18 protein-coding genes and 1 pseudogene are annotated in these 21482 nt (G+C 73.4%); 12 read left to right on the forward strand and 7 right to left on the reverse strand.

The window, feature by feature from the left end; genetic code table 11:
* Position 1: 1 nt before the first annotated feature.
* From ACOJUI_RS03130 to ACOJUI_RS03145, 4 genes are read left to right on the forward strand one after another with little or no spacing between them, the layout of a single operon-like run.
* The gene (locus tag ACOJUI_RS03130; protein WP_422116653.1) at positions 2-1153 is read left to right on the forward strand and encodes a sensor histidine kinase; all 1152 of its coding nucleotides are present in this window, start codon (positions 2-4) and stop codon (positions 1151-1153) included.
* Positions 1150-1785: a response regulator gene (locus tag ACOJUI_RS03135; RefSeq protein WP_422116654.1), complete on the forward strand. Its 636-nt coding sequence runs from the start codon at positions 1150-1152 to the stop codon at positions 1783-1785. The genes ACOJUI_RS03130 and ACOJUI_RS03135 overlap by 4 nt, the downstream gene beginning before the upstream one ends.
* A gap of 33 nt (positions 1786-1818) precedes the next feature.
* Positions 1819-2760 carry a bile acid:sodium symporter family protein gene (locus tag ACOJUI_RS03140; protein WP_422116655.1) on the forward strand — a complete coding sequence of 314 codons (942 nt, stop codon included), beginning with the start codon at positions 1819-1821 and terminating at the stop codon, positions 2758-2760.
* 30 nt (positions 2761-2790) lie between these two features.
* Complete coding sequence (locus ACOJUI_RS03145) at positions 2791-4638, forward strand: ABC transporter ATP-binding protein (RefSeq protein ID WP_422116656.1); 1848 nt, start codon at positions 2791-2793, stop codon at positions 4636-4638.
* Here the strand turns inward: ACOJUI_RS03145 and ACOJUI_RS03150 are convergent.
* On the reverse strand, positions 4628-5569 hold the full coding sequence (locus ACOJUI_RS03150) for an arsenic resistance protein (RefSeq protein WP_422116657.1): 942 nt from the start codon (positions 5567-5569) through the stop codon (positions 4628-4630). The genes ACOJUI_RS03145 and ACOJUI_RS03150 overlap by 11 nt on opposite strands.
* A 93-nt stretch (positions 5570-5662) precedes the next feature.
* On the opposite strand from ACOJUI_RS03150, the gene ACOJUI_RS03155 reads away from it, so the two are divergent.
* The 3 genes from ACOJUI_RS03155 to ACOJUI_RS03165 all read left to right on the forward strand — a co-directional run bounded on the left by ACOJUI_RS03155 (position 5663) and on the right by ACOJUI_RS03165 (position 8684).
* Complete coding sequence (locus ACOJUI_RS03155) at positions 5663-6856, forward strand: SPFH domain-containing protein (RefSeq protein ID WP_422116658.1); 1194 nt, start codon at positions 5663-5665, stop codon at positions 6854-6856.
* A gap of 223 nt (positions 6857-7079) precedes the next feature.
* Positions 7080-8324 carry a TFIIB-type zinc ribbon-containing protein gene (locus tag ACOJUI_RS03160; RefSeq protein WP_422117602.1) on the forward strand — a complete coding sequence of 415 codons (1245 nt, stop codon included), beginning with the start codon at positions 7080-7082 and terminating at the stop codon, positions 8322-8324.
* Between the two features lie 39 nt (positions 8325-8363).
* A complete protein-coding gene (locus tag ACOJUI_RS03165; RefSeq protein ID WP_422116659.1) occupies positions 8364-8684 on the forward strand; it encodes a hypothetical protein in 321 nt (106 codons plus the stop codon).
* Between the two features lie 7 nt (positions 8685-8691).
* Here the strand turns inward: ACOJUI_RS03165 and ACOJUI_RS03170 are convergent, their stop codons facing one another.
* The gene (locus tag ACOJUI_RS03170) at positions 8692-9564 is read right to left on the reverse strand and encodes an NAD(P)-dependent oxidoreductase (RefSeq protein ID WP_422116660.1); all 873 of its coding nucleotides are present in this window, start codon (positions 9562-9564) and stop codon (positions 8692-8694) included.
* A 62-nt stretch (positions 9565-9626) separates the two neighbouring features.
* On the opposite strand from ACOJUI_RS03170, the gene ACOJUI_RS03175 reads away from it, so the two are divergent.
* Complete coding sequence (locus ACOJUI_RS03175) at positions 9627-10856, forward strand: endonuclease/exonuclease/phosphatase family protein (RefSeq protein ID WP_422116661.1); 1230 nt, start codon at positions 9627-9629, stop codon at positions 10854-10856.
* 10 nt (positions 10857-10866) lie between these two features.
* Positions 10867-11694: a sulfurtransferase gene (locus ACOJUI_RS03180; RefSeq protein ID WP_422117603.1), complete on the forward strand. Its 828-nt coding sequence runs from the start codon at positions 10867-10869 to the stop codon at positions 11692-11694.
* A 1-nt stretch (position 11695) separates the two neighbouring features.
* Here the strand turns inward: ACOJUI_RS03180 and ACOJUI_RS03185 are convergent.
* Positions 11696-13488, reverse strand: a pseudogene (locus ACOJUI_RS03185) (alpha/beta-hydrolase family protein).
* A gap of 74 nt (positions 13489-13562) precedes the next feature.
* On the opposite strand from ACOJUI_RS03185, the gene ACOJUI_RS03190 reads away from it, so the two are divergent.
* The gene (locus ACOJUI_RS03190; RefSeq protein WP_422116662.1) at positions 13563-14504 is read left to right on the forward strand and encodes an NAD(P)-dependent oxidoreductase; all 942 of its coding nucleotides are present in this window, start codon (positions 13563-13565) and stop codon (positions 14502-14504) included.
* 30 nt (positions 14505-14534) lie between these two features.
* Here ACOJUI_RS03190 and ACOJUI_RS03195 read toward each other — a convergent pair whose 3' ends face one another.
* Both ACOJUI_RS03195 and mtnN read right to left on the reverse strand, forming a co-directional pair.
* Positions 14535-16445 (reverse strand): BCCT family transporter, encoded by a 1911-nt coding sequence (locus ACOJUI_RS03195; RefSeq protein ID WP_422116663.1) that lies wholly within the window; start codon positions 16443-16445, stop codon positions 14535-14537.
* A gap of 210 nt (positions 16446-16655) precedes the next feature.
* Positions 16656-17384, reverse strand: a complete 729-nt coding sequence (mtnN, locus tag ACOJUI_RS03200) for a 5'-methylthioadenosine/S-adenosylhomocysteine nucleosidase (protein WP_422116664.1) — start codon at positions 17382-17384, stop codon at positions 16656-16658.
* A gap of 101 nt (positions 17385-17485) precedes the next feature.
* Between mtnN and ACOJUI_RS03205 the strand changes: the two genes are divergently transcribed.
* Positions 17486-18382 (forward strand): alpha/beta hydrolase fold domain-containing protein, encoded by an 897-nt coding sequence (locus ACOJUI_RS03205; RefSeq protein WP_422116665.1) that lies wholly within the window; start codon positions 17486-17488, stop codon positions 18380-18382.
* Here ACOJUI_RS03205 and ACOJUI_RS03210 read toward each other — a convergent pair whose 3' ends face one another.
* Positions 18383-19090 (reverse strand): lysoplasmalogenase family protein, encoded by a 708-nt coding sequence (locus tag ACOJUI_RS03210; RefSeq protein WP_422116666.1) that lies wholly within the window; start codon positions 19088-19090, stop codon positions 18383-18385.
* 133 nt (positions 19091-19223) lie between these two features.
* A complete protein-coding gene (argS, locus tag ACOJUI_RS03215; RefSeq protein ID WP_422116667.1) occupies positions 19224-20987 on the reverse strand; it encodes an arginine--tRNA ligase in 1764 nt (587 codons plus the stop codon).
* A gap of 74 nt (positions 20988-21061) precedes the next feature.
* Between argS and ACOJUI_RS03220 the strand changes: the two genes are divergently transcribed.
* Positions 21062-21481, forward strand: a complete 420-nt coding sequence (locus ACOJUI_RS03220; RefSeq protein ID WP_422116668.1) for a YccF domain-containing protein — start codon at positions 21062-21064, stop codon at positions 21479-21481.
* Position 21482 lies beyond the last annotated feature (1 nt).

A 21482-nucleotide genomic window follows, 5' to 3' on the forward strand; every position in this document is an offset into this window, starting at 1 on the left:
CATGCAGAGAACCGTCGGGCCGAGCCGGGAGGACTGGGAGCGCGGCCGCGAGGCCGAGGCCGCCGCCCGGCCCCTCACCCCGCGCGCCCTGCTCCGCGCGGCCCGCGAGTCCGGCGGGCTGGCCTTCGCGCTCCCGCCGGCCCTGTTCGTCCTGCTCCCGATCACCATCGCCTGGATCCAGACCCCGGGACCGCGCGCCCTGGTGGCCACCGTGATCCTGCTGCTGTACGCGGCGCTGTTCGTCGGCGCCACCGGCATCGGGCTGTACCCGCTGCGGGTGCGCCTGGTCTGGTTCGCCCTCGGCACCGCCCTGCTGCTCGCGCTGATCCCCGTGCTCGGCGCGAACCTCCTCTACATGGTCATGTTCCAGGCCATGACCCATGTGCTGCTGCTGCCCTGGCGGTGGGCCGTGCCCTCGATGCTGCTGATGTCCCTGAGCGTGATCGCCCTCGCGATCGCCCTGGAGGTGTACATCGCCGCCGGCTTCGCGGTGATGGGCACCGTGATGGCCTGGGGCATCGGCTACGGCATCCGCCAGCAGGTGCTCCAGGAGCGCCTCGAGGCCGCCCAGCACCGCAACGCCGTCCTCGCCGTCGCCGCGGAGCGCGAGCGCATCGGCCGCGACCTCCACGACCTGCTCGGCCACTCGCTGACCTCCCTGACCATCTCCGCCCAGCTGGCCCGCCGGCTGCTGGAGACCGACCCGGGCGCCGCCCGCGAGCAGCTGGTGCACATCGAGACCACGGTGCGCCAGGCGCTCGCCGACGTGCGCGCCACCGCCAGCGGCATGCAGCACGTGCGCGCCGCCACCGAGATCGCCTCGGCCCGCACGGTGCTGGCCACCGTCGGCATCCAGGCCGAGGTCCCCACGGCCCTGCCGCCGCTGCCCGACGACCTCGCCGAGCTGTTCGGCTACGTCATCCGCGAAGGGGTCACCAACATCGTGCGCCACTCCCGCGCCACGTCCGCCACCATCGCCGTCGACGAGACCTCCGTGACCGTCCAGGACGACGGCGTGGGCATCCCCGCCGGCGCCACCCGCTCCGGGCTGCGCGGCCTCGAGGCCCGGCTCGCCGTCGCCGGCGGACGCCTCGAGGTGCGCTCCACCGAGCACGGCACCCGCCTCACCGCGAGGGTGGGGGCGGCGGCATGATCCGCCTGGTGGTGGCCGACGACCAGTCGATCCTCCGTTCCGGACTGGTGGCCCTGCTGAGCCTGGAGAGCGACCTCGAGGTGGTGGGGGAGGCGGCCGACGGGGCGGGCACCCTCGCCGCGGTCGCCGCCCACCGGCCCGACGTGCTGCTGCTGGACGTGCAGATGCCCGCCGGCACCGCCGCGGACGGCGCCCCCGGCCCCGCCGACGGCATCGCCGTCGCGCAGAGCCTGCGGGATCTCCCCGGCGGCCCCCGCATCATCGTGCTGACCACCTTCGGCCGCGCCGGCTACCTGCGCCGCACCATGGAGGCCGGCGCCCACGGCTTCATGGTCAAGGACACCCCGGTCGAACGGCTGGTCGACGCGATCCGCCGCGTCCACCAGGGACTGCGGGTGGTCGACCCCGAGCTCGCCGCGCAGTCCCTCGCGGTGGGACCCAGCCCGCTCACGCTCAAGGAGACCGAGGTGCTGCAGGCCGCCGCGGCCGGCGGCACCACCGCCCGGATCGCGGCGACCCTGTTCCTCAGCGAGGGCACCGTGCGCAACCACATCTCCGCCGCGATCGGGAAGCTCGGGGTCACCACCCGCGCCGAGGCCGTGAGGACCGCCTCGGAGAACGGCTGGATCTGAGCCGGCCGGGGCGCACCCGCGTACCCTGCCGTGGTGCACACGATCGAATCCCTGCTCGGCCTGCTGATCCAGATCAGCGTGCCGGCCTTCGCGATCGCCTCGATGCTGTCGATGGGGCTGCGCACCCCGCTGCGCTCCTTCCGCCTCCAGCTGCGGGACCGCCGCACCGTGCTGGCCGTGCTGGGCGCCAACTTCGTGGTGGTCCCCGCCGTCGGCACCCTGATCGTCTGGCTGCTGAACGGACTGCTCCCCCACCAGACCGCGGAGGGCTTCGTGATCGCGCTGTGCGCGGCCGGCGCGCCCTTCGTCCTGCAGCTGGGGGCGATGGCCCGCATCCCCTACACCGAGACCGCCGGTCCGATGGCCGTGCTGCTGCTGGGCTCGATCGTGTTCATGCCGCTGGTGGTGCCGTTCCTGCTGCAGGACGTGCACGTGGACGGCTGGGCGGTGGCGCGGCTGCTGCTGGGCACCATGCTCTCGCCGATGATCGCGGGCATCGTCATCGCCGCCGTCTTCCCCCACCGGGCAGACCTGTGCGCCCGGATCGCCGGCAGCGTGGCCGCCGTCTCGGCGGTGCTGATGTTCCTCTCCGGCTTCGGCGCGAACACCTCGCTGGTCCTGCAGCTGGTGCTCTCGCCGGTGCTGCTGGTGGCGATCGGGCTGGTGGCCCTGGCCTTCCTCACCGGACGCGCCGCCGGCGAGCTCGCCGGGGACACCCTCACCGTCCCCGACGGGCCCGCCATCCTCACCAGCCAGCGCAACATCGCGGCCGCCCTGCTGGTGGCCCGCACCGGCGCGGAGGGCACGGGCGCCGCCGACGGCTCGATCGTGGTGGCGATCCTGCTGCTGAGCGCGGTGGGCTTCGTCATGCTCGTCCCCTACGCCCTGGCCACCGGGGTGGTGCGCCGCCGCCGCGCCGGCGAGCAGGTCTCGGTCGGGGTGCTGCTGGGCGTCGTCGGCCCGAAGACCGACTGAGCGGGGCCCGCCACCGCCTAGGCTGAGGCGGTGTCGTCCCTGCTGCGCATCGTCCGCTTCACCCGCTCCCTGGCCCCGCTGTACACCGCAATCATCATCGCCTCGGTGCTCACCTCGGTGGCGGCGCTGGCCGTCCCCTTCCTGATCGGCCACGCCACCGACACCGTCGCGGGTGCCCTGGCGGGGGAGACCCCGACCGGCACCGCGGTGCGCGCCGTGGTCCTGATTGCCGCCGCCGTGCTGCTGGCGGAGATCGCCAACACCGTGATCTCGAACGTCGGCGGCTGGTTCGGCGACGTCATGAGCAACCGGATGCGCACCATCCTCTCGGTGCGCTACTACGACAAGCTGCTGCACCTGCCCCAGCGCTGGTTCGACAGCGAGATCACCGGCACCATCGTGGCGCGGCTGAACCGGTCGATCACCGAGGTCACGAACTTCATGAAGATGATGTCGAACTCCTTCGCCTCGATGCTCATCACCACCCTCGCCGTGCTCACCATCAGCGCCTGGTACGCCTGGCCGCTGACGGTGCTGCTGCTGATCGTCTTCCCCGTCTACGTGTGGCTGACCTCCCTGACCTCGGTGAAGTGGCAGAAGCTGGAGGCGCAGAAGAACGAGCAGGTCGACATCGCCTCGGGCCGCTTCGCCGAGGTGGTGGGGCAGATCCGGGTGGTGAAGTCCTTCGTGCGCGAGCGCGGTGAGCTCGAGGACTTCTCCCGCCGCTTCCGCTCCACCGACGCCACCACCCGCGCGCAGTCCTCCCACTGGCACCGGATGGACGTCATCCGCCGCGCCTTCCTCAACCTCGTCTTCTTCGCGATCTACGTGATCATCTTCGTGCGCACCGTGCAGGGCGCCTTCACCCTCGGCGAGATGGTGCTGCTGATCCAGCTGATGACCATGGCCAAGGCGCCGGTGGAGTCGATGAGCTGGGTGATCGACTCCGCGCAGCGCGCGATCGCCGGCTCGCGGGACTACTTCCGGGTGATGGAGACCCCGGTCGACCCCCGCACCGCCGCGATGATGGCCGCCCGCCCGGAGGGGTCCCGCGACGGCGAGGCGGACGGCGCCGCCGGCTCCGCCGCGGCCCTGGTCCGATCCGTGCCCGGGGCGCCGGTGGTCGCCTTCCGCGGCGTCGACTTCGCCTACGAGGACGGCGAGGACGTGCTGCGCGGGATCGACTTCGAGCTCGCCCGCGGGGAGAAGATCGCCCTGGTCAGCGAGTCCGGCGGCGGCAAGTCCACTATCGTGAACCTGCTGCTGGGACTCTACGAGCCGAGCGCCGGCAGCATCGAGGTGGCCGGGCACCCGAGCGCCGAGGTGCCGCTGGACCAGCTGCGCTCACGGATCGGGGTGGTCTTCCAGGACGCCTCCCTGTTCTCCGGCACCATCGCCGAGAACATCGCCTACGGCCGGCCGGAGGCGAGCGAGCAGGAGATCGTCGAGGCCGCCCGCCGCGCCAACGCCGACGCCTTCATCCGCCGCTTCGCCGGCGGCTACGAGCAGGTGATCGGGGAGCGCGGCCTGAAGCTCTCCGGCGGGCAGCGGCAGCGGATCGCGGTGGCCAGGGCGATGCTGAAGGACGCCCCGGTGCTGGTGCTCGACGAGGCCACCTCCGCCCTGGACACCAAGGCCGAGATCCAGGTGCAGAAGGGCCTGGACGAGCTGATGGCGGGACGCACCTCGCTGATCATCGCCCACCGCCTGTCCACCATCGCGGAGGTCGATCGCATCATCACCCTGCGCGACGGGGTGATCGACGAGATCGGCTCGCCGGCGCAGCTCGCGGCCAGCGGCGGCATCTACGCCCAGCTGCTGGACCTGCAGAGCTCCGGGGACACCCGGCGCCTGGCCCGGTACGACATCACCGCCTGAGCAGCCGCGGCAGCAGGTGCACGAGCGCCACCATGCCCAGCAGCTCGACCAGGGTCTGGGTGACCACCACCGCCGGCACCAGCGCCAGCGAGGCGGGCATGGCCAGGGCCAGCGGCAGCACCACCAGCGAGTTCCGGGTGGCTCCGGAGACGGTCAGCGCCCGCGCGGAGGCCACCTCGAGCCGGGCCGCGCGGGCGACCAGGATCCCGGCCGCCGTGGCCAGCACCAGGAAGGCCGCATAGACGGGCACCAGGCGCGCCAGCTGGGCGCCCGCCCCGAGCACCCGGTCGCTCTGGGAGGCCACCACGCTCACCAGCACCACCACCATCAGCGGCACCATCGTGGCGGAGAGGTCGAGGCGCACAGCCAGGCGCTGGAGCGCCCACGCCCCCGCCAGCGGCGCCACGATGAGCAGCAGCAGCGCCCGGACGAAGGGGCCCGGCTCGATCAGGACGGCGACGTCCAGGCCGCTCAGCAGCGGCAGCAGCACCGGCAGGGCCAGCATCTGGCCGGCCATCAGCAGCGGGGTCGCGGCGAGCAGGCGCTCCCGGGCGCCGCCGGCCAGGGCGGTGAAGACGATGACGTAGTCGATGCAGGGCGCCAGCAGCACCAGCAGCGCGCCGATCAGCAGCTCGGGGGAGCCCGCCAGCGGACGCGTGAGCACCGCCGCCAGCAGCGGGATGACCATAAAGTTCAGCGCCAGCAGCGCGAGCAGGAAGCGCCCGTCCCGCAGCGCCGCCCCCAGGTGGGTCAGCGGCACGCCCAGGAAGGTCACCAGCAGCAGCGCGGCGATGGCCGGCTCCACCGCCACCTCGAGCACCGGGGCGGCGGCGGGCAGCAGCGCCCCGAGCGCGAGGCCGAGCACGAGGGCGGCGAGGTAGAGGGGGACCTGGTGGCGCTCGAGCGCCTCGCGTCCGCGGTGCAGATCCATCCGGCCGACGATAGTCCCCGCACCCAGCGGAGGCCCGGGGCTGCGGGATAGCATGGCCCCGATCACAGACTCCGGGGCGACGAAGGAGCTCACATGGGATTCATCCAGGCATTCAAGGGCGCGCTCGGCGGCATGCTCGCCGATCAGTGGAAGGACTTCCTCACCGTGCCCGACGGGCTGCCGCAGACGGCCGCCCTGTTCCCGGCGGTGCCGCGCGGCACCAACGCCGGGCGCGGCTCGAACACCCGCGGCTCGCAGAACGTCATCACCAACGGCTCGAAGATCATCGTCCCCCAGGGGTACGGCCTGATCACCGTGGTCGACGGCCGGGCGACCGGCCTGATCACCGAGGCCGGCGGCTACGAGTTCACCGACCAGTCGCCGGATGCGCAGTCAGTCTTCGCCGGCGGCGACCTCCTGGCCTCGACCGTGGGGATGTCCTGGGAGCGGTTCAAGTTCGGCGGCCGCCCCTCCTCCCAGCAGCTCGCCTTCTACGTGAGCCTCAAGGAGATCCCCGACAACCGCTTCGGCACCCAGTCGGAGATCTACTGGGACGACGCCTACCTCAACGCGCAGGTCGGCGCCATCACCCGCGGCTCCTACACGCTGCGGATCATCGACCCGCTGCTGTTCGTGCACAACTTCGTGCCGGCGAGCTTCATCTCCGCGAACGCCCCCGTCTTCGACTTCTCCGACGTCGACAACCAGGCCGGCAGCCAGCTCTTCCAGGAGGTCGTCGGCTCCCTCGCGGCCGCCTTCTCCCGCTACACGAACGATCCCGACAAGGGCAACCGGATCTCCCGCATCCAGGGCGACTCGGTGGGCTTCGCGCAGTCGCTCTCGGCCGCGGTCGAGGAGAACTACCGCTGGTCCACCGACCGGGGCCTGGCGATCGTGAAGGTGGCCCTGGCCTCGATCGAGTACGACCAGCAGACCCGCGAGCTGCTCACCGAGGTCCAGAAGGCCGACGCCCTCTCCGGCGCCCGCTCGGGCTCCTACCTCAACCAGTCCGTCGCCCGCGGCGTGCAGGCCGCCGGGGAGACCGGCGGCGGCGCGGGGCTGGCCATGTTCGGCGCCGGCGCCGGCGCCGCCGGTGGGCTGGTCCAGCCCACCCAGCCCTGGGGCCCGCCCGGTCAGCAGGCCCCGCAGCAGGCCGCTCCCCAGCAGGCCGCGCCCGCGGCCGAGGACCCGGTCGCGAAGCTCGCCCAGTACAAGCAGATGCTCGATCAGGGTCTGATCAGCGCCGACGACTACGAGGCGGCGAAGAAGGCCGCGCTCGGCCTCTGAGCAGATGACCCAGCCCCCCTCCTCACCGCCCGACCCGCCCTGGGCGCGGCCGCCCCAGCCCGCTGCGCCGGACCCGGCCGCCGGCGGGCCGGTCCCGGCCGCGCCCGCCGGGGACGGCAGCCTCACGCCCCCGGGCGCCCCCAGCACCGGCCCGCAGCCGCTGCCGCAGTGGCCCGGCGGTCAGGGCGGTGCCGGCGGGACGGGGCCGCAGCAGGAGCCGCCGATGCTGGGCGACGACGCGGTTGCGGACGCCGCCGAGGCCGCGCTCAAGCATTCGGCGAACCGGATCATCGACACCAGCTCGGGCCGAACGGACGGGCTGGACAAGTGCCCGCGCTGCGGCAGCACCGACATCCACTACTCGCTGACGGTGAAGGCGCTGACCTGCTCCTACTGCCGGAACACCTGGAACGAGGCCAACGCCGAGCAGGCCTTCGGGCTCGACTCCTCGATCGCGGAGCTGCGCGGCCACACCCTGGCCTCGGGCACCGCGGACGTCCGCGAGGACCTCACCACCGTGACCCTGAAGTGCCAGGGCTGCGGCGCCGAGGTCGTCATCAACGTCGAGCAGCAGCTGCAGGCCCGCTGCCACTGGTGCCGCCAGACCCTCTCGATCAACACCCAGATCCCCAACGGGGCGGTCCCCGATGCGGTGCTGCCCTTCCAGCTCACCCGCGAGGAGGCCGTGGAGCGGATCGCCGCCTTCGTCGGCCAGCGGAAGGCCTTCGCGCACCCCCGCTTCAAGGCGGAGTTCGTCCCCGACAACGTGATGGGCGTATACATCCCGTACATGGTCGTGGACGGCAACCTGCATGCATCCCTCCAGGGCACCGGCGAGGTCACCACCCGTCAGTACACGGTGCGCCGCAAGGTCGGCAACGACCAGTACGTCACCGAGACCTACTACGACGCCGACGTCTACAACGTCCAGCGCGCCTTCGACCTGCTGGTGGACGACCTCACCGTCGAGTCCGCCCAGCGCTTCGACGCCCGGGACAACCAGCAGGCCACGAACAACATCCTCAACGCCGTGCAGCCGTACGACACCGAGAACGCGGTCACCTACAACTCGAACTACCTCAAGAACTTCACCTCCGAGCGCCGCGACCTGAACGTGCGCGACGTCGACGACCTGGTGGAGGAGAAGTTCCTGGCGATCGCCCGGGCCAAGGCGCTGCCCACCATCGACCGCTACGACCGCGGGGTGCGCTGGGAGCAGGAGGGGGTGGCCGTGCACGGCACCCGCTGGGTCGCCGTCTACGTGCCGGTGTGGCTGTACAGCTACGCGGACTCCGCCAAGGGCGAGGGTTCGCTCGTGCACTACATCGCCGTCAACGCCCGCACCGGCACCACCATGGGCTCGGTGCCGGTCTCGCATCCGAAGATCTTCGCCCTGGCCTGCGCGGCGGGCAGCATCGCCGCGGTGCTCGCCGCCGTGGTCGGCTTCGGCTGGTTCCTGGCGGGATGAGGCCGACGATGACACCGCAGACGACCCCAGGAGGATGCCGTGCACCCGCTGCTCGCTGAGCTGGCCGCCTATCCGGCGACCCAGATGCTGCTGGCCGATTCCGGCGACGGGGCGATCGGGATCGCCTTCCCGTTCCTCGCCGGCCCGGCCGTGTTCGCGGCGGTGTACGGCGGCATCTACCGCTACTACCGCAACACCGACAAGCGCCACCACTTCGAGCGGGAGACCCAGGTCTCCGTCGGCAACCTGCGCCGCTCCGACCGGCGGATCGGCACCAACAACCGCCAGAAGAGCCGCAGCATGGCGGGCCGCAACGACACCGACCACCTCCAGCGGGTGCGCCGGATCCCGGTGCGCTGAGCGGACCTCAGCCGTCGGTGGGCGTGGCCTGCGGCAGCAGGATGGTCGAGAAGTCGTGCTCGCCGTGGTCGGCGGCGATCTCCGCCTCGAGCGAGGCCAGCGCCCCGCGCAGGGCCGGCAGGTCCGCGCCCGGCCGCCGCGGCGCGCCCTCGGCGACGGTCTCGATCATCAGGCGGGCGTCCTTGGCGATCGCGTCGGCGGTGAAGTCGCCGCCGGCGGTGCTGCGCTCGCCGCGCACGAAGTCCCCCTTCATGCCGGCGATGAAGGCGAGCCCGGTCGAGCCCAGCATGTCGAGGGTCTCCTCGGCGGAGCTGCCGCAGGCCGCGCCGAGCGCGAGCGCCTCCCGCAGCCCCTGCGCGCTCACCGCGAGCGCCAGGTTCGCCAGCAGCTTCCCGGTCGCCGCCTTCCGGCCGGAGTCGACGCCGCGCAGGCGCTGGGGATCCGCCCAGGGCGCCACCAGCGCCAGCACCTGCTCGCGCAGCGCGGCGTCCGCGGTCCCGACGTACACCCCGAGGCTGCCGCTGCGGGCCGGGCCGAGGGTGCCGATCACCGGCACCCCCACGTAGGTGGGGACGGCGGCGGCGAACTCGTCGGCGTCGGCGGGGGAGACGGTGGTGGTGTCGACCCAGGGCAGGCCGGCGGGGATCAGCGCGGGCGCGATCACCGTCTCGCGGACCGCCTCGGGGCCGAACAGGGAGGTGATCACCAGTTCGGCGCCCTCGACGGCCTCGGCGGCACTGGCGGCGACCGCCGCCCCCGCCTCGGCCAGGCGCGCGGTGCGCTCCGCCGTGCGGTTCCAGACGGTGAGCTGATGGTCGGGGATCAGGTGGAGGGCGAGCTCGGTGCCCATGCGACCGGTGCCCAGGAACGCGATTCTCATGCCCCCAGTGTGGCATCGACCCGGCTGTCCTCGGCGCGCCGAGTCCGTGCACAATGGGGGGCATGACACCGCGCCTCTCCCGCCGCCGAGCACTCGCCGTGGCCGCCGCCGCCGGGATCGGGGCCCCGCTGACGGCCGTCGCCGAGGCCGCCCCCGCGCCCCAGCGCCGGGGCCGCGCAGGCCGGACGGACCTGCGGGTCGCCACCTTCAACGCCTCCCTGAACCGATCACGGCCCGGGCAGCTGCTCGAGGACCTCGCCACCGGCGCGGACCCGCAGATCCGGGCGGTCGCGGAGATCATCCAGGTCAACAACCCCGACGTGCTGCTGCTGAACGAGTTCGACCACGACCAGCAGGGACGCGGCGTGGACCTGTTCCGTCGGCACTACCTCGAGGTCTCCCAGAACGGCCGCACCCCGGTCTTCTACCCGTACTCCTTCACCGCCCCCGTGAACACCGGGGTCCCCAGCGGGCTCGACCTGAACCGCGACGGCACCGTCGGCGGCCCGGACGACGCCTGGGGCTTCGGCCAGTTCCCCGGCCAGTACGGCATGGTCATCCTCTCCCGCCACCCGATCCTCACCGAGCAGGTGCGCACCTTCCAGCACCTGCGCTGGGCGGACATGCCCGGGAACCTCCTGCCCGCCGAGTTCTACGGCCCGGAGATCGCCGCCCGGCTGCCGCTGAGCTCGAAGTCCCACTGGGACGTGCCGGTGCGGATCGGCGCGACCACGCTGCACCTGCTGGCCGCCCACCCCACCCCGCCCAGCTTCGACGGCCCCGAGAAGCGCAACCAGCGCCGCAACAGCGACGAGATCCGGCTGTGGGCGGACTACCTCAGCCCGGGCCGCCGCTCCCGCTGGATCCTCGACGACGCCGGGGTCCGCGGCGGCCTCCACCCCAGCGAGCCCTTCGTGATCCTGGGCGACTACAACTCCGATCCGGCCGACGGCGACTCCTGGCCCGGCGCGATCGACCAGCTGCTCTCCCATCCCCGCGTGCGCGACCCCCGCCCCCGCAGCCGGGGCGCCGTGGAGGCGAGCGAGGTGCAGGGAGCGGCGAACGCCGACCACACCGGCGAGGCGGCCCTCGACACCGCCGACTTCGCCGACGAGCCCGGCCCGGGGAACCTGCGGGTCGACTACGTGCTGCCGGAGCGGACCCTGCAGGTGGTCACCTCGGCCGTGTACTGGCCCGAGCCGGGCGCGCCCGGCAGCGAGCTCACCGGCCAGCACCCCTTCCCCGCCTCGGACCACCGCCTGGTCCGGGTCGACCTGCAGGTCAAGGCCTGAGGCCCCCGTGATCGCGCCCCTCATCGACCCCGCCGGCCTGCACGCGCTGCAGGGACCCACCGCGCGCCCCGTGCACCTGCTCGACGTGCGCTGGGCCCTGGACGGCTCGAAGGGCCACGGCACCTACCTCGAGGCTCACCTGCCCGGCGCCGTGTACGTGGACCTGACCACCGAGCTCGCCGCGCCCGCGCGCCCCGAGGCCGGCCGTCACCCGCTGCCCGCGCCGGAGGACTTCGCGGCCTCGCTGCGCCGGGCCGGGGTGCGGACGGACTCCGTGGTCATCGCCTACGACGACACCGACGGCGCCCCCGCCGGTCGCCTGGTGTGGATGCTGCGGGCCCTGGGCCACGACGCCGCAGTGCTGGACGGGGGCCTGGCCGCCTGGGACGGACCCCTCGAGACCGGCGACGTGCGCCCGGAGCCGGGCGACGTCCCCGCCCGGCCGTGGCCGGCCGACCGGATCGCGAGCGCCGACGAGGTCGCCGCCGGCGACGCGCTGATCGTCGATGCGCGCGCCGCCGAGCGCTACCGCGGTGAGGTCGAGCCCGTCGACCCCCGCGCCGGTCACGTCCCCGGCGCCGTGAACCTGCCGTTCTCGCAGAACCTCGGCCCCGATGGCCGCTTCCTGGCGCCGGAGGCGCTGCGCCGGCGCTTCGAGGCCGCGGGGGTGCGGGCGGACCGGGAGACCATCGTGTACTGCGGCTCCGGGGTGACCGCCACCCACGACCTGCTGGCCCTCGAGCAGGCCGGCTTCACCCGGCTGCGGCTCTTCCCCGGCTCGTGGTCGCAGTGGAGCGCGGATCCCGCCAGGCCGGTCGCGACCGGCCCGCTGCCCTGACTCACAGGCGCGGGACGGTCTCCCGGATCGCCTCGACGACGGCGCGGAGGCGACGGTTCTGCGCCGCCCGCTGCGCCTCCGGGACGTCCTGACCGAGCACCGCGGACCAGATCGGGACCATCTCCTCGTGGTAGGAGTGGCCGTGGCCGCCGGTGGCCCGGATCGACAGCGGCATGTCGGCGGCGATCTGCCAGAACGTGATCCACGGGAACCAGCGCATCGCAGGCGTCACGTCGTGCCCCACCCGCTCCTGCAGCCAGGCCGGCTCCCGCCACAGCAGGGAGAGGTCGAACCAGGCCACGGGGTCCGAGGGATGCTGGGCGTACACCACCCGCGGCTGCTGCCAGGGCTCGTACAGCCCGCCCCAGTAGTTCCGGTGCAGGTCGCGCGGCCGGGTGACCACGCGGATGTGGCGGCCGTCCTCGATGATCGGGGCGACGGCGGGGGAGCCGGGCCGGGCCCCGGCCGTGATCTGCTGCCACAGCGGGGTGAAGCTCGGGGTGCCGGTCCAGACGGCGCCGTCGATGCTGGTCAGCATGTCCTGGACGTCGCGGAAGGCGGCCTGCCCCCCGAAGGAGCCCAGGGACTCCCCGGCCACGTAGAGCCGGGGGCGGCGCTGCGCGGGCAGCGTCTCCAGCCGGCGCCGGACGGCGTGCAGCAGGAGTAGACCGGCGCGCTGGGGGAGCGGCGGTCGATCAGGTAGGCCAGGGGGCTGGGCAGGAAGGAGTACTGCAGGGATGCGGTCGCGCAGTTCCCGGCGGTGAGGAACTCGATCGCCGACAGCGACCACTCCTGCAGCCAGCCGGTGCCGGTCCCGGTGAACAGCACCAGCACCTCGCGGTCCCAGGCGTCGGTGCGGTCGAGCTCGGCGATCACCGCGTCCACGGTCCGCTCCAGGGAGCGCTCGGTGGAGGAGGCGGCGTAGACCCGGATCGGGTCGAGCGCCTCCTGTCCGAGGGTCTGCGCGATCCGGTCGCGGTCCGCGCCGCCGGCGATGATCTTGCGGCCCGCGGCGCCGAGGGACTGCCAGGTCTCGGCGGAGCCCGGGCCGCCCGAGCGCAGCGCCGAGGTGGGTGGGGCCAGCTGGGGGGAGATCAGGGCGTTGGTGACCTCGGCCCGCTCGATGGTGCGCTCCAGCATGCCGCCGCGCACGAGCCGCTCCAGCAGCACGGCGACGGTGGCGGCCGTCAGCAGCAGGGAGGCCGTGCCCAGCAGCCGGGCGGGCAGGTAGGGCCGCAGCAGCAGCCGGTACAGGCGCGCCGTGGCGATCACCGCGCGCGCCACCACCAGCGCCCCGGCGGAGGCGCCGAGCCCGGCCGCGGTGCCCACCAGATGGGTGGCGAGGTTCTTGGGCTCCTGCTGGACCAGCTGGCTGATCTCGCGCTGGCGCAGCACCCCGCGCACCCAGGAGTAGGCGGTGATGGCCACCAGGGCGCCGGCGCCGGCCCAGCGGGCCCGGCGGCGGTGGTCCGGGGCGATCTCCACCTGCAGGCCGATCGCCCTCGCGGCGCCGCGCCCGAGCCGGCCCAGCAGGGTGCCGGCCGCGTACCCGTAGATCTCGGAGAAGCCGATGTTCGCCGTCCACATCCACCAGGTGCGCGGCAGCAGGCTCGGGGAGGTGGAGATCCAGGCGGTGACCGCTGCGCCGAGGGCGCCCCCGGTATCGAGGGGGGCGAGGATCGCCCGGCGCCGGGCCCGCTGTCCGCGGTGCCCCCGCGCCCGCCGCAGCCTGGTCCCGGCACCGCCGACCAGCGAGCAGAGACCTGCGATGGACCGTGAGGCGCCGAAACCCATGCGCGCAGACTATCGGAGGGTCCGGGCCGCGATCATGGCCCCTGCGAGCCGTCCGCCGCCCGTAGCCTGGGGGCATGAAGATCCTGCTGCCCGACACCGTCCCGCTGGACCCCGCGCTGCCCGAGGGCTGGGAGGCCGTGGTCGTCGACGCCCGCGCCGAGATCCCCGCCGAGCACCATGACGCCGCGGCGCTGGTGGTGTGGGGCGCCTCCCGCCGCCACCTCGCCTCGGCCGCCGAGCACCTCGCCGAGCTGCAGCTCGTGCAGTCGCTCTCCGCCGGGGTGGAGGGGATCCTGGGGGCCGGCTTCCGCGAGGAGGTGGAGATCGCCACCGGCTCCGGGCTGCACTCCCTGACCGTGAGCGAGCACGCCCTGGCCCTGCTGCTGTCGCTGCTGCGCCGCCTGCCCGAGGCGCGGGAGGCCCAGGCCCGTCACGAGTGGTCCGAGGAGCTGGGTGGGCTGCAGCCGCTGCACCCCGAGGGCCGGGTCACCAGCCTGATCGGGGCGCGGGTGCTGATCTGGGGCTTCGGCCAGATCGGGCAGACCCTCGCCCCGGTGCTCGGCGCGCTCGGCGCCGAGGTGCGCGGGGCCGCCCGCAGCGCCGGCACCCGCGCCGGCTTCGAGGTGATCGCCGACGACCAGGTGATGGCCGCGCTGCCCGAGGTGGACGTGCTGATCAACATCCTGCCGGCGACCGAGCAGACCGCCGGCGCGGTGAGCCGGGAGGCGCTCGCCGCCCTGCCCGCGCATGCGCTGCTGATCAACGTGGGCCGCGGCGCCACGGTGGACCAGGTCGCCCTGCGGGAGGCGCTCGAGGCCGGCACCCTGGGGGGCGCCGGCCTCGACGTCACCGATCCGGAGCCGCTGCCGGCCGGCGACCCGCTGTGGGACGCCCCCCGGCTGCTGATCACCCCGCACGGGGCGGGCGGGCGCCCGGTGGGCGCCGACCAGCGGATCGCGCAGAACCTCGCCGCGCTGGCCGAGGGCCGCGAGATCCTGCACGCCGCAACCCGCTGAGCGGGCCCGGTCAGGGGCGCCGCGCCCGCCTCACTGGTCCCGCTGGAACGGATTCCAGCGGGTGCGGCGACCGTGGTCGGTGCCCGGTCCGGACTGCTCGGGGACGGTGCCCTCGGTGCTCAGCGTCGGATGCTCCGCGGTGTAGGTGGAGAGCTGCTCGGCGACCTCGTCGTGGATCTGCTCCGAGAACTGCGCCTGCAGCTGCTGGCCGTACTCGCCCTCGAGGTGCGACTCGATCCGGTCGCCGAGGCCGCCCGAGACCTTCTCGCTGACCTGGTCGGTGAGGGTGTCGGAGTAGCGCTCCATGAACTCGCGCTGGCGCAGTCGCAGCTCGAGCCGCTCGATGACCTTGACCTCGCGGGACAGCGAGCGCCACAGCGAGACGCACATGCCGATCATGATGATCGAGAACGGCAGCGCGGACAGCAGCGCGAGGGACTGCAGGGCGGTCATGCCGCTGGCGTCCTCGTCGCCGGACAGGGAGCTGACCCAGATCAGGGCCGCGGCGATGACGCCGGAGGCCGAGGCCCAGAAGATGCGGGTCAGGCGCGGCGGGTTCGGGTCACCCTTGTGCGCGATCATGTCCATCACGAAGGCGCCGGAGTCGGCGCTGGTGATGAAGAAGATCGAGACCAGGATGATGGCGATGCCCGACAGCAGCGCGCCCGCCGGCAGGTTCTGCAAAGTGTCGAACAGCGCGGTGTTGGGATCGATCGATCCGGTGCCGCCGGTGAAGTCGACGCCGTTGAAGATCGACTCGTACAGGGCGGTGCCGCCCATCACCGTGAACCAGAGGAAGGTCAGCGCGGTCGGCACCAGCAGCACGCCGGTGACGAACTGGCGCACCGTGCGGCCCTTGGAGATGCGGGCGATGAACACGCCCACGAAGGGCGACCAGGAGATCCACCAGCCCCAGTAGAAGGTGGTCCAGCCGTTGATCCAGGTGGCGCCCTCCTCGCCGCGGAACGGCAGGGTCTGGAAGGACAGCTGCAGGAAGTTCTGCAGGTAGTAGCCGACGTTGGAGACCACGTCGCGCAGCAGGAACAGGGTGGGGCCCAGGATCAGCACCGCCACCAGGAGCAGCGCGGCCAGACCCATGTTCAGGTTCGACAGCAGCTTGATGCCCTTGTCGACGCCGCTCGCGGCCGACAGGGTCGCCAGCGCGGTCACCACCAGCACGATCACCACCTGCGCGGTGGTGGAGTTGGGCAGGACCCCGAGGTGGTCCAGGCCCGCGGCGATCTGGTTCACGCCGAAGCCCAGCGAGGTGGCGATGCCGAAGAGGGTGCCGACCAGGGCGATGATGTCGATGACGTCGCCGATCCAGGTGTCGGTGCGCTTGCCGAGGATCGGCTCGAGCGCCCAGCGGATCGAGACCGGGCGGCCCTTGCGGTGGACGGCGTAGGCGACCGCGAGGCCGACCACCACGTAGATGCCCCAGGCGTGCAGCCCCCAGTGCAGGAAGGTCTGGCCCAGGGCGCGCTCGGCGCGGGCCGGATCATCGAGGCCGGCGGCGTTGGGCGGGGCGCCGTTCTCGCTGAAGAAGGTCAGCGGCTCGGCCGCACCCCAGAACACCAGGCCGATGCCCATGCCGGCGGCGAAGAGCATCGCGAACCAGGAGAAGAGGCCGTACTCGGGCTCGTCGTCGTCCTTGCCGAGCTTGATGTTGCCCATGCGGCTGAGGGCCAGGACGATGCCGAACGCCACGAAGGCGGTGACGATCAGCACGTAGTACCAGCCGATCGAGCTGACCACGGTGCTGTTCAGCGTCGAGATGGCGTTGTTGAAGACATCGGGCAGGAGCAGCGCGAAGGCGACGGCGAGCACGATGATGCCGCCGGCGACGAAGAAGACGGGCTTCGAGAGGGAGTAGGAGCCCGAGGCCTCCGGCGAGTCGGTCGCGGCGGGCGGGGGAGAGCTCGGTGTCGCGGAGGTGGACACGATTCCTCTTTCCGGGTCGGGGGCGGGGTGCGGATCCGCCGCGCCCCGCGAACCCGTCGTGACGCAGGTCTCGCATCGGCGGGGAGGATCCTGGGAACCATACCGCGCCGCTCCCGGCCGGCGGGAGCGCGGCCCCGGCCCGCCGCCCGTCGGTGCACCCGAGGGTGCGATGTCCCACAGCAGGCGGTGGCCGGGGTCCCCCGGCCGCCCTCAGCTGCCGCCGAGCGTCCCGGCCAGCGCCTCGACCGCGGCCGCGGAGCGCTCGGCGACCACGTCCAGCTCCAGGTGGAACTGCTGGCCGGCGGCCGGACCGCAGAGGTCCGAGACCGCGCGCAGCGCCGTGAAGGGGACGCCCAGCGCCGCGGCGGTGCGGGCGCTCGCGGTGGTCTCCATGTCGGCGCTCAGCGCGGCGGGGAACGTCTCGCGCATCGGGGCGGCGAGCGGGGCGGTGACGAAGGCGTCCCCGGAGAGCATCAGGCCCCGCCGCACGGCCCCGCCGCCCGCCCCGGCGGCCCGTTCGGCGGCGTCGGCCAGCAGCGGGTCGGCGGTGAAGCGCTCGGGCCCGCCCGGGACCTGCCCGGGGGCGTAGCCGAAGGCGGTGGCGTCGGCGATCGAGTAGGTGAAGGACTCGCCCACGATCACCGTGCCCACCTCGACGTCGGGGGCGAGCCCGCCGCAGGAGCCGGCGGCGACCACCGCTTCGGGGCGCAGCGCGAGCACGCCCCAGGTCGCCCCCGCCGCGGCGGCGGCGATGCCGATGCCGGTGGTGACCACGACCGTGTCGGTCCCGGCGAGCGCCCCGCGCACCGCGGCGACCCCGGCGGTGAAGGGCACCTCCAGCTCCGTCGCACCCGTCAGGCGGGCGGTCAGCGGCGCCGCCTCCTCGGGCATCGCGACGAGCACCAGCAGCGGACCGGTCAGGGAGGTGGGAGCAGACATGCCCGAAGCGTACCGGCGCCCACCGGGCTCCCGGGTGCGGCGGTTAGGCTGGCGGCATCCCCAGCGAGGCGACCGGACCCGGTCGCGGACAGGAGGCAGTGATGGGTCGCATCCGAGACGCCGTGGTGACGGGGGCGCGCGCCGTGCAGCGCATCCCGATCCCCTCCAGCGTGACCCACCAGGCGCTCCGGGAGGCCCGCAGCCCCCAGCCCCCCGGCCACGTGCTCAAGGCGCATGCGATCGAGCACGAGATGATCGGCCGCACCCGCACCGTCTGGCTCGACGAGCATCGCGCGGCCGACGGCATCATCGTCCACCTCCACGGCGGCGCGTACGTCTCCGGTCCCTTCGCGAGCGACTGGGCGTGGCTCTCCCGCCAGGTCGAGGCCCGCAACTGCGCCGGGCTGATGGTCGACTACCGCAACGCCCCGGACCACCAGCACCCGGTGGCCCGCGACGACGTCGAGGCGGTGATCGAGGCCCTCGCGGCCGACGGCCGCCTGCGCCCCGGGCGCTGGGTCCTGTCCGGGCAGCACTCCGGCGGCGGCCTCGCGATGGTGGTCGCCCGCCGCCTGGCGGACCGCGCGGACGTGCCGGCCCCGTCGGCCCTGATCACCATGTCCCCCTGGCTGGACCTGGAGCTGTCCAACTCCGGCATCACCGAGACCGATCAGGCCGATCCGGTGCACGAGCGGCGCCTGCTGAGGGACGCCGCGCGCCGCTACGCCGGGCGCACCCCGCTCGAGCACCCCGACCTCTCGCCGATCAACGCGAGCCTCGAGCACCTGCCGCCGATCCACCTCAGCGTGGGCCTGCGGGACCTGTTCCTCTCCGACGTGCGGGTGGCGAGGCTGCAGCTCGAGGAGCACGGGACGGACCTCTCCTACCGGGAGATCAACGGCCGGCTCGGGCTGCAGCTGATCCCGCGCCGCGGCGAGGACATCGAGCGCCTCCACCGCGAGCAGGCCGAGCTCATCGCCCGGGTCTGGTCGCGCTGATCAGGGCTCGACGATGACCAGCGCCGCGCCCCGCGCGCGCGGGCTCCAGCGGCGCTGCGGCATCGCCTGGATCATGCCGCCGATCAGCAGCGCCTGGCCGACGGCGTAGGTGAGCATCACCAGCTCGGTGCTGAAGGCGATCGAGGCCCCGGGCAGGAACCAGTCCATCGCCAGCAGGGAGCTGGAGACCAGGAACAGGGTGCCGCCGGTCCAGGTCAGCCCGTTGCCGCCGGCGGCGAGGAAGGCCATCGTGGCCAGCGCGATCGCGTAGACGGCGACCATCGGCAGCAGCGGACCGGCGCCGTCGGCGCAGGCCACGAACAGCCCGATCACCACGCCCCCGTAGGGGATCGCCAGGGCGATCCGCATCGGGTCGCGGGAGCGGGCCCAGCGCGGGGCGAGCGCCGCGCAGTAGCACAGCAGCATCCCCAGGAAGCCGGCCACCGTCACCAGGTGGGCGTGCTCGGGCAGCAGCTGGCCGAGGCTGTCGGCCCCCCAGGCGCACAGCAGCCCTGCCATCAGCAGCGTGAGGGTGCGGGTGCGGCGCGGCGCGGCGCTGAGCAGGATCGCCATCAGCAGCGGCGCGAACAGCGGCTGGGTGAGGTCCTGGACGCCCTCCGCCCCGGCCAGCAGCGCGCCCATGTGCACGAGCACCGTCAGGGCGTACGCGGCCCAGAGCGCGAGGTGGACGGTTCTGATCGACGACACTGCTCAAGAGTAGGAATCGCCCCGACGCGGAGCCAGAGGCGCGAGGGCCGTGCTCGGGCACGTTTGGGTAACGTCCCGCCACGATCCGGTCACGGCGACCGAACTGTCCGATTCCCCGGGCCGGGGGCGGGGGTCACATCTGCTGCGGCGCGGATACCCCGAGCGCGTCGAGCCCCTCGACCAGCACCCGCTCGGTGAGCTGGGCGAGCGCGAGACGCCCGGCGCGGGTCGCCGCGTCGGCCTCCTTGAGGATCGGGGAGGCCTCGTAGAAGCTCGTGAAGGCCTGCGCGAGGCCGAAGAGGTAGGCGCACAGCCGATGCGGCTCGTACTCGGCGCCGACGGCGGCGAGCGTCGGCCCGAACTCGAGCAGCTGGAGGGCGAGCGCGCGCTCCGCATCGTTGACGACCTGGGGCGCCTCGGCGGCGGTGACGCCCTGCGTCTCGGCCTTGCGGCCGATCGAGCGGATCCGGGCCACCGCGTACTGCAGGTACGGGGCGGTGTTGCCGGTCAGCGCCAGCATCCGGTCCAGGTCGAAGGTGTAGTCCGAGTCGTGGGCGGTGGAGAGGTCCGCGTACTTCACGCCGCCGATGCCGATGTCGCGGGCGATCTGCGCCCGCTCCGGCGCCGGCAGGTCCGGCCGCAGCTCGTCGATGACGGTCTGCGCCGTGGCCACCGCCTCCTCGAGCAGCGCCATCAGACGCAGCGAGGAGCCGGAGCGGGTGCGCAGGATCTTCCCGTCCTCGCCGAGCACCGAGCCGATCTTCACATGCTGCGCCTCGACCTCCGCGGGCAGCCAGCCGGCCTCCCGGGCGGCGCTGAAGACCATCTGGAAGTGCAGCTCCTGGGCGGCGCCGACGACGTAGGCGACGCGGTCCGCGCCGAGGTCCCGCACCCGGTGGCGGATGGCGGCGAGGTCGGTGGTGGCGTAGCCGTAGCCGCCGTCGGACTTGCGGATGATCAGCGGCAGCGGCTGCTCGTCCCGGCCCACGAAGCCCGCCGGGAAGACGCACAGGGCGCCGTCGGAGACCCGGGCGATGCCGGCGTCCTCGAGGTCCCGGCACACCGCCTCGAGCTGGTCGTTGTAGGTCGACTCACCGGCCAGGTGCTGGTCGGTGAGGGTCACGTCGAGCATGTCGTAGATGCGGTGGAAGTACTGCTTGGACAGCTCCACCAGCTGGGACCAGATCCGCAGCGACTCGGCGTCCCCGGACTGCAGCGTCGCCACCCGGGACCGGGCCCGGGAGGCGAAGTCCCCGCCGTCGGGGGCGGGGCCGGCCTGGTCGGCGGCGTCGAACTTCGCGCGCGCGGCCTGGTAGAAGGCGTTCGGATCGGTCTGCAGCAGCTGCGCCTCGGCGCTGTCCTCGCCCACCTCGAGCAGGTGCTCGATGAGCATCCCGAAGGGGGTGCCCCAGTCGCCGATGTGGTTCTGGCGGATCACGGTGTGGCCGAGCTTCTCCAGCGTGCGGGCGATCGAGTCGCCCACCACGGTGGTGCGCAGGTGACCGACGTGCATCTCCTTGGCCACGTTCGGCGCCGAGTAGTCGATGACCACGGTGTCCGGGCGCTGCGGCGCGGGGGCGCCGAGGTGCGCGTCACCGCTGAGCTCCGCGACCTGGGCGGCGATCCAGTCGGTGCGCAGGCGGATGTTCAGGAAGCCCGGTCCCGCGATCTCGGGCGTCTCGGCCACGTCCTCGAGGTCCACCGCGGCGAGGATCTCGGCGGCGATGTCGCGCGGCTTCCGACCCAGGCGCTTGGCGAGCCCCATCGCGGCGTTGCACTGGAAGTCCGCGAACTGGGAGGGACGGATGATCGGGTCCGCATCGGCGTACTCGGGCCCGAAGGCGGCGGCGAAGGCGGACTGGAAGCGCTCGGTCAGCGCGAGCTCGGGAGCAGGCATGGATCCAGGGTAATCGCGTCGGCGCGGGGGCCTGCCCCCTGGCCGCGCCCGGGGCCGGTGCCTAGGGTGGTCCCATGCGCTCCGTCCTCACCCTGGTCCTGAACCTCATCTGGCTGCTGACCGCCGGCTGGTCGCTGTTCCTCGGCTACCTCGTCGCCGGCGTCCTCGCCTGCCTGCTGGTCGTGACGATCCCCTTCGGGCTGGCCTCCTTCCGGATCGCGGGCTTCGTGATCTGGCCCTTCGGCCGCGAGGTCGTCGAGACCCGCAGCGGCGGCGCGATGAGCGCCCTGGGCAACGTGATCTGGTTCGTGATCGCCGGCTGGTGGCTGGCCCTCGGCCATGTGGTCACCGCGCTCGCCCAGGCCGTGACCATCATCGGCATCCCGCTGGCCTGGGCGAACCTCAAGCTGATCCCGATGACCTGCTTCCCCTTCGGCAAGGAGGTCATGGACGCGGACTCGGCCCGCGCCCGGATGCTCCCCACGGCCCGCTGAG

This window comes from Brachybacterium sp. UNK5269 (assembly GCF_049266655.1).
Taxonomy (GTDB): Bacteria; Actinomycetota; Actinomycetes; order Actinomycetales; family Dermabacteraceae; genus Brachybacterium.